Genomic DNA, 11,835 nt, shown 5'->3' with positions numbered 1-11,835 from the left:
AGGAGGCTAACCGTGCCATGAGAATATTTGCCGTATTTTTGAGAAACCTAAATCAAGATAAAGCGCAGGAGCATCTCCAAGCGCACATCGATTATTTGTCCGGCTTGCGGGAGCAAGGCGTTGTGCTGGGCAATGGTCGGCTGCTGGAAGGCTGGGGTGGAATCGTGCTGTTCCGGGACGAAGACCTGGAAGCCGTGCGTCAGCTCGTCGAGCGGGACCCGTTCGTCGAGCACGGAGTAAGAAGCTACGAGCTGTTTGAATGGGATGCCAAATGGTCGTCCAGCGTCACGATTCGGTAGAAGCGGAGGGAGCCGACCTATGAGCTTGATTCAAACGATTGCCCCGGCCGACCTGAAGGTCAGGCTGGAAGCGGGGGAGAAGCCGTTCATCGTCGACGTTCGCGAGGACGACGAGGTGGCTGGAGGCATCATACCGGGAGCGGTCCATATCCGGTTAGGCGATCTGCCCGACCGTTTCGGCGAATTGCCGAAAGACCGGGAGCTGATCGTCGTCTGCCGCGGCGGCAACCGCAGTTTGAAAGCCTGCGAGTTTCTGGCGGATCAGGGATATTCGAAGCAGGTAAACCTGACCGGAGGCATGCGCGAATGGGCGCAGCAGCTGCCCGAGCAGGAGCGGCCCGTCGTCTAGCATAAGGCGAAGCTCTTTGCCGGTGACGGGCAGCAGGGTTCATGAACATAACGATCCAGAGGCTTTCCCGGGTGCGGGTGCACTCGCGGAAAAGCCTTATTCGGTATGGCCCCGCTTGTCCAAGCGTATCGCTATCAATTGAACTGTCGAGCTTACAATCTTTTAGTTCACTGTAAGAACGCTTTAAGGGAATCCCGGAAGCTTTCCGGTTCTTCGAGGTGCGGGGAGTGATTGCTGTCCTCAAATAGATGCAGCTTCGAGCCCGGTGTTAGACGGTGAATTTCCTCGGAGAATATCGGCGGACACTGGGCATCGTATTTGCCGCACATCACCAAAGCTGCGGTTTGAGGGTCGACACCCTTTGCATGCTCCAAGTCATTCCGAACAAGTCCCCCTATCGTTTTGATCATTCTATGGGCTATTCGTAGAATGTTTTAATATATCCAGATGTTACCTTTCATTATCCGCCCGGCGATGGGATACTGTCTACGAAAGCTTATTTGAACAAGGCGGGTGGACAGGTGTCAACGTTTATGATTCGAAAGATGCGGCAGCCGGACGATTACGCGGCGGTAGCGCCGCTGCTCAATACGATTTGGTCGGAGCCGACAACGGCTGAACGGCTGAAGGAAGAAGAGGATAAAATTCCTCCGGGCAAGCTGAACTACGATGAAGCGGACGAGCTGACGGGATGGGATCGTCCCAAATGGGTAGCGGAAAACGAGCACGGACAGGTGATCGCTTACGCAATCGCTTGGCGCGCGCCATGGACGGAGCCCGGGACCTTAATCCATACCGTTGTCGTTCATCCGGAACATCGGGGAAGCGGGGTAGGCGGTGCTTTGTATAATGCGCTTCAGCTCTGGGCGCGGGAGGTCAAAGCCTCGCGGTTGATCGATTTTATCCGGGAGACGGACGACAGATCGCTAGCATTTGCCGAACGCCGTGGCTACGTCAAGGAACGGCACACGTTCGAATCCGTTCTGGACTTGGCTTCGTTCGATAGCGGTGCGCTGGACGATTCTATCCTGGGGGCGGAGCGGGCAGGAATCCGTTTCATTACGTTGGCGGAAGAACCGGGGGAAGCGAGCGAACGAAACTTGTATGAGCTGTACAAGGTCACGAATCCCGATATACCGGGCTACGTCGGGGACTTTCCTTGGTTCGAGGAATGGAAAAAGTGGAACCTTGATCAAGACGGAGTGCGCCCGGAATGGATCCATATCGCCAAGGACGGCGATCGTTACGTCGGCGTAGTCACCTTGCAGCGGAACGAGCAGACGCAGGCGATGTATCAGGAATACACCGGCGTACTCCGGGAATACCGCGGCCGCCATATTGCGCTTGCACTGAAAATGCTTGGGGTGAAGACGGCCCGCGATTGCGGCGCCCCGTATTTGAGAACGCACAACGATTCCATGAATGGTCCAATGCTGCACATCAACCGCGATCGAATCGGGTTTCGGGCGGAGCCGGGAAGTTACAAGATGGTGCGGGCGCTCCGGTGAGCGCATGAAGGCGAGCCGACGCTCCGAGAGGGCTGGGACAGACCGGATGCTGCCGGCTGTCGCAGTCCTTCTGTCGCGAATGAAGACTCCCTTACACTCGTCGTTTACGGCATTGATACTCATGAATGGCTTTATAAAGTAAATACTCATTGAAGCTGGGCCACATTTCAGAAGTAAACCAGAGCTCCGCATGGGCAGATTGCCACAACAAAAAGCCGCTTAATCGCTTTTCGCCGCTTGTCCTTATGATAAGGTCGGGAGGCGGGCATTCGGAAGTATACAGGTAACGTTCAAACTCTTCTTCGGAAAGCTCGACCGAACCTTCCTTCAAGTAACCCTTGATCGCTTGCACAATCTCTTCGCGCCCGCCGTAGTTAACAGCGAAATTAACGACCATATCTGAATTGGATTTCGTTAGTGCTGCTGCGTTTCTCATGAGGTTTTGCGTTTCTGTAGAGAATCTGGATAGGTCGCCGATAAAGTTGATTCTGATACGGTTTCGATTCATTTCGTGCAAAGTATCTTCGGCTATGAATTCATGAATTAAGCCGATAATATATTCGACTTCGGCTTTTGGTCTTTTCCAGTTTTCAGTGGAAAAAGCGTAAAGGGTTAAGATCTTCACATCATTTTTTTTGCAAATCCTTATCGTGTTTTCCATCGTTTTCATACCCGCGTAATGCCCTGCCGTACGAGGCAGGCCTCTTCTTAACGCCCATCTTCCGTTCCCGTCCATCATGATCGCGATATGCTTGGGATACGCCGTATCCCGGTCGATTTTCGCCTTGATTCTGCTCGCTTTTAGAGAATTATGAAATGGAAAAACCATGACACTGCCCCTTTCACCGGCGGCTCTAAAACCATTTCTGTGGCTCGTTTGGAGAGTCGCGACTGTTCAAGTGAAAAAATGGAATAACTCTTATGTTCGACACTTTGATGTAGGTTCCTTCCTTCTACGATCGCGACAAGAAATATTCCATTGTAAGCAAAATCATAGTTCAAGTCAATGAGAATCTCTCATTTATTTCTAATTGATTTTTCATCTAGCCGTAATTAGTCAAGCGTACCCGATGGTTGGCGGGTTCACTCCAAAATTTAGGCGGTTTCCCTTGTGTTAAGGTGGATTCAGGTGATCACCCACCCTACACATCAAGGAGGCCGATATGAAATTTACGCATCTTACCAAAACGTTAGCTGTAGTCGGTATGAGTCTGACACTTTTCTTCTCGGGCAGCCTATTTCTTGCTTCCGGTTCCACCCAAGCCGCGTCCGTTACGGCCTCGTCTTCTTCCGTTGCCAACCGGATCATTAACACGGGCAAACAATTTATGGGCGTTCCTTACAAGTTCGGCGCCAAAACGGGCAATACGAGCTCCTTCGACTGCTCTTCGTTTACCCAATATATTTTTAAGCAAAACGGAGTCTCGATTCCGCGCTCGTCCAAGCAGCAGTCCAAAGTCGGAACGTTCGTGCCGCGCAGTCAATTGCAGCCGGGAGATCTTGTTTTCTTCTACTCGCCTATTCATCACGTAGCCGTTTATATCGGAAACGGCAAAATTATGCACACGTACGGTAAACCTGGCGTGACGATTTCCGATCTGAATTCCGGATCCTGGAGCAAACGTTACGCTACGGCTCGCCGCGTGCTCTAAGCTTGCGTTTGGTGTGAAGCATCCCGAGGAGTGAGCCCGAATCCGGTCACGGTTTCGGGCCTGCTTCTCTCAAAACAGCTTCTCTAGCTGGGCAGCCATGAATCCAGGAGGGTGCGGCATCCCCTTCTCAACCCACCATTTTCCATGATGCCTATAAAAGCAGAGGACATAAATTTGGTACTTAGTTCATTGGAGATTTCCGGGTTCCTTCCCTCTTGCTTATCCAGTTCAGAGCCGAATCGACGAAGCTGCCGCCTGGGAGAGCTCGCTCTGGATACTGCAATCGACAAATGATTAAGTAGCAAAAAAAGTGAACAAGCTAGCTCCGTATAAGTAAGAGCCAGCTTGTTTACTATTGCGCAGCATTGTTGGCAACATTCATTTTCCCTCGGCTACGATTCGCGGAACAGGAAAAGATGCACGAATCGTTGTGGAGGACCTGATGGAATCCGATTACTTTAGTGCTTCGATCCAAGCGAGCAGTTTGTCTGCTTGATCCTCCCGCAGCTTATTGCCTTTTTGCGCGTGTACCTCCTGCGTTAAGGCATCCATATTTCCGTTAAGCAGGTTATGTCGGAACGAGTTAAGTATCCCTTCGGAGCCCGGACCCGTGATCCATTGGCGCAATAGCTTGAATAGGCTTTCCAAGGTGATTTCGACTGTATACTCGGCCTCGGCGCTGCTTACGTTGCCTGCGATATCTTCTGCGTGCGCCGCCGCAATAAAGGTGCCCGGCCCCAGCAAGTATGCCGGAGTGTCGACAAGCGGGGATGCGCAGGTACCGTATGTAACGCCGGATACGGAATCTGAGGCCGTGCATGTAATTCTCACGATCTGGTCTATCGTGTACGTACCCGCCCCCACAATCCCGATGGTTGGCGCTTCGACATCGATCGGCAGCGTCAACCGCTTGGCTTCCTCAACGTTGCCCGCTATATCCGAAGACCGGAACAGCAGCGTATGCTCGCCGCTCTCCCTTAGCTCGACGGGGGAGGAATAGGGAGTCCAAGACGCCCCTAATCCAAACTGAACGTGGTTGCTTGCAAGTAGCGCGGGTCTCCATATACGGACAACTGGACCGTAACCGGACCATTATACCATCCGTTTTGCCCCGTCCCCGTTACAGTCGCGGCCGTTGCCAGCCCGTATCCGATCTGGGTCAGCGGAATTCGAAACGGCATCCCTTCGGCAACATCGTAGACGAACCCTTGGCTGAAATCACTCGGATCGGCATATGCCCGAATTAACGTAACGTCGCCGATATCCAGCTTATAACGTCCGCCGCCGAGATCGGTTGCGTTTCGAACCCGGTATGCCGTGTTACGATTTCCGCCATTATCGACCATGATCGTTTTGCCGATTAGCCCAACTGCCGGAACCTCCGGCGAATTCATCTGGACCACAATCTCGTTCTGTACGGATAATGTCTTGGTAAAATCGACGAGCGTACCGGCCGCCGCTCCGGCTGTTCCGCTTGCCGTTCCTTGCACAGGTTCGATAAACGAGCCGTCGTGCACATAGCTGTAGAGCTTCGCACCGTTCTGCTCCGAGTAAACGCCCATAAACCCTTGGAACCGGAGCTTATCGTCAATGGTGTAAAGGATGCCGGAATTCTGAGCTTGCACGATATAGTCGAACCGGCCATTCGTCAGTGTAACCTTGACCGCCTTCGCTTCCTCGTCCGAGACGGTAATTGTTCCGACTTTGACCGGAACCGCCACGATCGATGCAATGTAGCGGTTGTCTTTGTAGGGCTCGATAACGGATGTAAACAAGCTGCTCAGGTTCATACCGGCGCGGTGAGCCACCATGTAGCGCAGTGATTGCGGATTGCCCGGCTTGTTCTGCGGGGGAACCCCGTCGGCAAGCGCTACATCGTCGACATCCCCGAGCATCGTCAATCGAAGATGGATGTCCTCAGGCGTTTGATGCACCTTCCAAGTATCCGTTACTTTCCAGTCGAGACTGTACTGGCTGCCCGGATTCTGGTCACGCGATACGTTCTTCAGGTAATGAAAGCCGCTTCCCATATAAGCGGAGCCTTCCACATCATCCACCCGCTGGCCGTATTCGACATTCGCTCCCGCGTAAGTGCCAGTCGGCTGCTCCACAAGCTGCAGCCCTTCCGCAGTAACATTTCCTTCTGCTCCGTGAAAACTGAAATGATGGTCGCTTCCGCCTTTGACCCGAAAGAAATCGACCGCATACGAATTCGAATCATCCACCTTGATCATGGCGGTCGTCCGCTTATAGAGCTCTGTCTGCGGGTATACGTCGGGTGCCTCCACATCGATCAGCTTCACCATATCCGTATCGTCAAAATGCTTCAGCTCTGCGACTGTCTGGCCTCCTTGCTTTCGCTGATCGACGACGACGGTGTTATGGCTGATCGTATTGATGACCCATTGAGCCCGATGCATATCGCGTCCGTCGGCGAATTCGGGATAGCCGAGATCCGGCGACAAGTCGAGATCGAACGCATGTACGCCCAAATGGAGAGTATCCCGGTGCCCATGCCCTGTATTGATCCCGTAGTACATCCAGAAGTCGCGAAGCGTGCTTTCGTCCGTACTACTATTGTCGCGAATGGCTCTGGCGTGTTCGTCGAGCAGCCTGAGCATGCGGACGCCCATTTTGTAATTGCCGGAGGCCGTATTTTTGCCGATGCCTTGAAAGGAAATTTGATGAGTCCCCGCCTTCAGCGGGAATCGGCCCAACAGCTCATACTGATCGTTGTTGGAACCGAAGAAATCCAATTCCTCGATAGGCTGGCCGTCGATCGAAATCCGATAGATTCCATAAGTCGGGGCTCTGAACGGCAAAAGCTCCACATCGTATTCGTCCGTCTTCGGCACTTCGAATTGAAACGTAATGACCGCGCCGGGCTCGAGCGCCTCCAGTTGAAGGGTTCCGGATGCCGGGAACAGCGTGAAGTTGACGTTTTTATCGACTACTTCCATCCAAGGGAAGCTGTATTTGTTACCGTAACTGTTATTAGCATTGACTCCGTCACGCAAAGCCGTGAACCCGTATCCGGTTAAGCTTTCGCTTGTTAGATTCAGAGGACCGTATTCCTGAATTACGTTACGAATCCTTTGAGCAATCCCTTCCGGCTGGGCGGTAAACACATCTTCATGAAGACCGTCGGCCAAATTGCCGTTCAGAAAATAAGCCATCTGCGCAAAGATCGGATCGCCGAACTTGTCGAAAGCCTTGATCATGTCGGGCAGCTTGACGATCATCCCCGGATTGCCGGTACTGCCGGAGTCGCCTACGTTGGCCGTATAGTTCTCGCTTAGAATTAGCGGATAGACGCCGGAAAACATTTTACGGAACTTGGGATTCTCGTATAAATCGACGCCCGGATACAAGTCATAGCCGTCCAGGACTTCCGCCGTAAGGCGGTGACCCTGGAGCCATAGCTCGTTGTACAAAGGGGCCGACTCATTGCCGTTTCCGTCACGATCGACGGTGGAAATGAGCGTATTCAGAATATTGCCCCCCGTAACCCGGTACGGATTCAATTCGAGGCCGCCCGTTTGGAACACGAAATCAAGCCACTCTTTCGTATCGGGCAACGTGTCGTACACGACCGCAGCCATCGCAAGCGCGCTTTGATGGGTGCCGTCGTTGCCCCATATTTGAGCTTTCTTGACGGCCGGGTAAATTTGCCGGATAATGCCGTTCTCTATATTGCCGCGGATCGCCGCTCCGGAGTTTTTGCGATTAGTCAGTTTGTATTCCAAGGCTTTCGCATCCAGATAGGCAACGGTTTCCGGATCGTCCATGGCCGGGTAGAATGCATCGTATGCGCTGACGAGCGTTTTCACGAGCGTTGTCTCCCAGATGCTGCCTACCGCTTTCCCAAGCCGTCTTCCCCCGTCGGAATTCAGGAATATCGACCGGTCGAAAGCCGCTATGTCCAACTCGGGATAAAGGTCGGCGACACGGTCGAGCAGAACCGTACCTGCCCGGGCGTATTTCACATCTCCCGTATAGAGGTAAGCATCCCGGAGCGAAGCCAGAGCATTGTCCACAAGCCCCGTACCCAGCCAGGAAAACCAATGCACATAGTAGGCGATGAAGGTATAGCGGTTGCCGGTTTCATCCACCCAGCCGAAACCGTCATCTACGCCCCAGTCCGGACCCTTCTCCGGATACAGCGTATTGACGAGCAGGCTGCGGTCGGCGAGCTCAGGCTGAAAAACGCCATGCTCATCCAGGCCGCTGCGGTAATAGGCTCCGAAATCATTCGTCGGAAAGATGTAGCCGCTGCTCGGGTCGACAATTTTCCACGGTCTCTGAAGCGGGTCCGCTTTGTACGGATAGTTCCCGAACTTGTCGATTTCCTTGCCTGTAATCGGGCTACCAAGCACCTGATTCACGCCGTAGCTGCGCGGCAAGGTGTTTCCCGGAACGGCATTCCACAGGAAATCCAGCCCCTTGGCCACGTATTTATCCGCATTCGATACGGCAATATTTCGCTGATTTTTCGCCCACCCGTAAGTTTCGACATTGTATCTTGCCGCTGCCGTTTTGTCGGGCGTATAGTAGGTCGATCTCGTCTTGCTGCTCTTCACGGGGTCTACCCGTCTAAATTCCGCTTCATCAAACGTGGCAGAGCCGGGCGCATTCCCGCTTATGCCAAGTCTCACGCTGGCGTAAACGGCCTCAGCCGGGGATTTTCCGCTCACCGTCAATGCCTCCCATGCTCCGGGTATGGTTCCCTGCACAGCTGCGCTGCCGAGCGGGATCATATCGGCATCCCAAAATTCAAGCCTCAGCTCGGCTGCGCCGTCAACCGCGAAGCTGCGCGCTTTTGCTTCGTAATACGTGTCGGCCGTAACGGAAAGGATACGGCTGCGGGCGCCGGCCTCTTGTGTGGAGCCCGTTTTCGCTATTCTTATGCTGTGGGAGCCTGCATACACCGGATTATCGGAAGTTTCGACCGTTCCGCCGATTTTGCTCCAGTATTTCGGCAATCCGCCGGAAGCCGTTTCGAAGGAGCCGTTAAGCAGATTCATGCTCGGCGTGTCCGGAATTATCCGAAAGGCGGCGTCATCGAAATAGGCCGTGCCGACATTGCCGGAATGCAGATGAAAACGCACGGTTGCATACGCCGCATCCTCGGGAACAAGGGTACTCACCTGCATGGGGGTCCACTTATTCAGCGTGAGGTTCGAGCCGATAATGATTTTCCCCAGCCTGCCGCCGGCATCCCAAAATTCCAAGTACAGTTCCGACATTCCTTGCGCGTTATAGGAGTAGACGCTCGCCTCGACCTTTTGGCCGGGGGCGACCGATATTTTGTTGCTGCGCGCGCCCGCCGCCAGCGTGCTGCTGGTGTCGGTAATCTTCATGCTGGAAACGCCGGAACGGGCCTGCTCGCTTGAAGTTTCCACAGCGCCCGATATCACGCTCCAATATTGCGGCAGTCCGCCGATCGTCTGTTCCATGTTTCCGTTGTTCAGCTTTGCGAATATTTGATTGTAAACCGGTACGAACGAGGCGTCGTCAAAATAGGAGATGCCTATATTTCCGCCACCCAGATGAAAACGCAGAGTCACATAGCTCGTATCGCTTGGGGTCGTTCCGCTAATCTTGATTCGGTTCCATTCGTTCAATTTGACATTGGCTGCGTTGGCCACCTTGATCAGCCGGTTGTCGGCTGTCCAAAACTCCACATACAGCTCCGATACGCCCTGCGTATTATAAGAAAATACGGCAGCCTCATAATCGGTCCCCGGAGGTACCGGCATTTTATCGCTTCGCAGCCGGGTCGAATCGATTAATTTGACGCTTAATGAACCGCCATGCGCTTGTTCGGAGGACGATTCCGCCGATCCGCCAAGTAAGGACCATGAGCTCGGCAGTCCCCCGGATGTAACTTCAAAGTTCGCATTCGGCAAATCCGGCCACGGATCCGAAGACGCTTCCGCGTGCGCTCTGCCGACCGGATACGCCCCAAAAACGGGTATGCTTAGCAATAGAGCCATTAACAACGCTACATGCTTCACGAGGATGTGTTGTACGCGTTTTTCCACGATCTCACCTGTCCCAATATCAAGATCGTATGGTTTCGGCGGCTCCCGTCCGCACATTTTCTCTCTCTGGATCTATCCCTTGACCGCGCCGATCAGCATGCCTTTAATAAAATATTTTTGCAGGAACGGATAGACGAGAAGGATCGGCACAATGGCGACGACGACGGTAGCCATCTTAATCGTTTCCGGCGGCAGTTGGGCGGCTTGCAGTGTATTCGTGATCATCAGCTCCTGACTGACGTTGGGGGTCTGGATCATATTCCGAAGCAGAACCTGCATCGGATAAAGGCTGCGGTCGGAGATGTACATGATGCCTTTGAAATATTCATTCCAGTGAGTCACTCCGTAAAACAGGCCAAGCGTAGCCATGATCGGCATGGATAGCGGAAGGACGATCCGCGCTAGCGTGCTGACATCCCCGCAGCCGTCAACCTTGGCCGCGTCCTCCAGCTCCGCCGGAAGACTTTCAAAATAGGTTTTCATGATTAACAAGTTAAAGGCTGAAACCATCCCCGGCACGACGAGTGCCCAGATCGTGTTATAAAGGCCGATGCCGCGAATGACAAGATAGCTGGGGATGAGCCCGCCGCTAAAAAGCATCGTAAAGACGACGGCCAATAGAAAAAAACTGCGTCCCGGCACGAACTTTTTGGAAAGCGGATAAGCGAGCAGCGTCGTCACCACTAAATTCATAAATGTACCCAGAAGCGTAATGGTCACCGTTACCTGAAGCGCTCTCGGGATACGCGAGCTCGAGAAAATTTCCTTGTAAGCATCGAACGTAACCTGAGCGGGCACGATGACGAACCCGCCGTTGCGCATCAGCTCCGCAAATGGCGTGACGGAAACGACGAATACGTAATACAGCGGAAACAACGTCGCTAGAGCGAACATGACCAGAATGGCATAAAGCAGCGTATCGACCGCCGAATCCGCCTTTGATTTTTTTAGAACGTATGACACGTTTGCGGCCTCCTTGTCCCTATTGTTTGTCGTTTTACCAAATGCCTGAGCTGCCGAACTTTTTGGCTAATTTATTGGCGCCAAGCACCAGAATAAGGCCGACGAACGATTTGAAAAATCCGGTTGCGGTGGCCACGCTGAATTCGAGGTTTTCAAGTCCCCTGCGGAATACCCACGTATCGAGAATATCTCCGGTTTCATACACGCGCGCATTCAGGAAGATATAGACCTGGTCGAAGCCTGCATCCATGATGTGCCCGATCCGCAGGATGAGCATCAGAAAGAAAACGTCGCGGATGCCGGGAAGCGTAATATGCCAAAGCTGCCGCCAGCGCCCGGCGCCGTCTACCACCGCCGCTTCGTACAAATCGGGATTGATGGTTGCCAGCGCGGCCAAATAAATAATCGCCCCGAAACCCGTGTTCTTCCAAATGTCCGTCAGGATCAAGAGCGGGCGAAACCATTCTTTGTCTGTCAATACTTGAACGGATCCCCAGCCCATATCGCGGAACCACGTGCTTATCAGTCCCGCATCGGGGGCCAAGAAAGAGAAGGTCAAGCCGTAAACGATGACCCAGGAAAGGAAATAAGGGCCGTACGTAATCGTTTGCACCGTCCGTTTGAACCACTTCACCCGTACTTCGTTTAGCATCAAAGCCAACATGACGTCAGGCAGCATATTGAACATGATGCGGTACAAGCTGATGACGAGCGTGTTTTTCATAATAATCGGGAAATCCGGGGAAGCGAATATCGTTCGGAAATTGTCCAGCCCGACCCAGGGGCTTCCCCATATGCCTTTAAGCAAATTGTAGTTCTGAAAGGCGATCAGGAGGCCGCCCATGGGAACATAATGAAAAATGAAATAGTAAAGAAGGCCGGGCGCCATCATGGCGTAGAACCACCGGCTGCGTATGACGCTTTTTGCCAATGAAGGTTGCATGGTATGAAAGAATCGCTCCTTCCGCAGGATGAAGAGAACTTGCAGGCATCTCGGGGCGTTTCCCGCAAAGCTGAGCG

9 protein-coding genes are annotated in these 11,835 nt (G+C 53.2%); 4 read left to right on the top strand and 5 right to left on the bottom strand.

Going from position 1 to position 11,835, the window contains the following annotated elements; all coding sequences use genetic code 11:
- Positions 1-17 precede the first annotated feature (17 nt).
- The 3 genes from ABD796_RS02030 (at position 18) to ABD796_RS02020 (ending at position 2,156) form a co-directional block, all read left to right on the top strand.
- Positions 18-299 carry a YciI family protein gene (locus tag ABD796_RS02030; RefSeq protein ID WP_344902045.1) on the top strand — a complete coding sequence of 94 codons (282 nt, stop codon included), beginning with the start codon at positions 18-20 and terminating at the stop codon, positions 297-299.
- A 19-nt stretch (positions 300-318) separates the two neighbouring features.
- Entirely contained in the window at positions 319-648 is a 330-nt protein-coding gene (locus tag ABD796_RS02025; RefSeq protein WP_344902042.1) for a rhodanese-like domain-containing protein, read from the top strand.
- 533 nt (positions 649-1,181) lie between these two features.
- Positions 1,182-2,156, top strand: coding sequence for a GNAT family N-acetyltransferase (locus ABD796_RS02020; RefSeq protein ID WP_344902039.1), 975 nt, complete (start codon positions 1,182-1,184; stop codon positions 2,154-2,156).
- Between the two features lie 91 nt (positions 2,157-2,247).
- Here ABD796_RS02020 and uppS read toward each other — a convergent pair whose 3' ends face one another.
- Entirely contained in the window at positions 2,248-2,985 is a 738-nt protein-coding gene (gene uppS / locus ABD796_RS02015; RefSeq protein WP_344902036.1) for a polyprenyl diphosphate synthase, read from the bottom strand.
- A 334-nt stretch (positions 2,986-3,319) separates the two neighbouring features.
- On the opposite strand from uppS, the gene ABD796_RS02010 reads away from it, so the two are divergent.
- Positions 3,320-3,808, top strand: coding sequence for a C40 family peptidase (locus tag ABD796_RS02010; RefSeq protein ID WP_379118242.1), 489 nt, complete (start codon positions 3,320-3,322; stop codon positions 3,806-3,808).
- Between the two features lie 453 nt (positions 3,809-4,261).
- Here ABD796_RS02010 and ABD796_RS02005 read toward each other — a convergent pair whose 3' ends face one another.
- The 4 genes from ABD796_RS02005 to ABD796_RS01990 form a co-directional block, all read right to left on the bottom strand.
- Positions 4,262-4,714: a hypothetical protein gene (locus tag ABD796_RS02005; protein ID WP_344902033.1), complete on the bottom strand. Its 453-nt coding sequence runs from the start codon at positions 4,712-4,714 to the stop codon at positions 4,262-4,264.
- A gap of 110 nt (positions 4,715-4,824) precedes the next feature.
- A complete protein-coding gene (locus ABD796_RS02000) occupies positions 4,825-9,852 on the bottom strand; it encodes a heparinase II/III domain-containing protein (RefSeq protein ID WP_344902030.1) in 5,028 nt (1,675 codons plus the stop codon).
- Positions 9,853-9,924: 72 nt separating this feature from the next.
- Positions 9,925-10,815 carry a carbohydrate ABC transporter permease gene (locus tag ABD796_RS01995; protein ID WP_344902027.1) on the bottom strand — a complete coding sequence of 297 codons (891 nt, stop codon included), beginning with the start codon at positions 10,813-10,815 and terminating at the stop codon, positions 9,925-9,927.
- Positions 10,816-10,849: 34 nt separating this feature from the next.
- Positions 10,850-11,758, bottom strand: a complete 909-nt coding sequence (locus tag ABD796_RS01990) for an ABC transporter permease (protein ID WP_344902023.1) — start codon at positions 11,756-11,758, stop codon at positions 10,850-10,852.
- Positions 11,759-11,835 lie beyond the last annotated feature (77 nt).

The organism is Paenibacillus hodogayensis (assembly GCF_039536325.1).
Classification (GTDB): Bacteria; Bacillota; Bacilli; order Paenibacillales; family NBRC-103111; genus Paenibacillus_AB; species Paenibacillus_AB hodogayensis.
This window is presented reverse-complemented; position numbering and strand designations above follow the sequence as displayed.

Bases quoted from the DNA above. Each gene is read 5' to 3' on its own strand.
- uppS (WP_344902036.1), bottom strand. From the start codon at position 2,985: ATGGTTTTTCCATTTCATAATTCTCTAAAAGCGAGCAGAATCAAGGCG.
- ABD796_RS02020 (WP_344902039.1), top strand. From the start codon at position 1,182: ATGATTCGAAAGATGCGGCAGCCGGACGATTACGCGGCGGTAGCGCCG.
- ABD796_RS02010 (WP_379118242.1), top strand. From the start codon at position 3,320: ATGAAATTTACGCATCTTACCAAAACGTTAGCTGTAGTCGGTATGAGT.
- ABD796_RS02030 (WP_344902045.1), top strand. From the start codon at position 18: ATGAGAATATTTGCCGTATTTTTGAGAAACCTAAATCAAGATAAAGCG.
- ABD796_RS02025 (WP_344902042.1), top strand. From the start codon at position 319: ATGAGCTTGATTCAAACGATTGCCCCGGCCGACCTGAAGGTCAGGCTG.
- ABD796_RS01990 (WP_344902023.1), bottom strand. From the start codon at position 11,758: ATGCAACCTTCATTGGCAAAAAGCGTCATACGCAGCCGGTGGTTCTAC.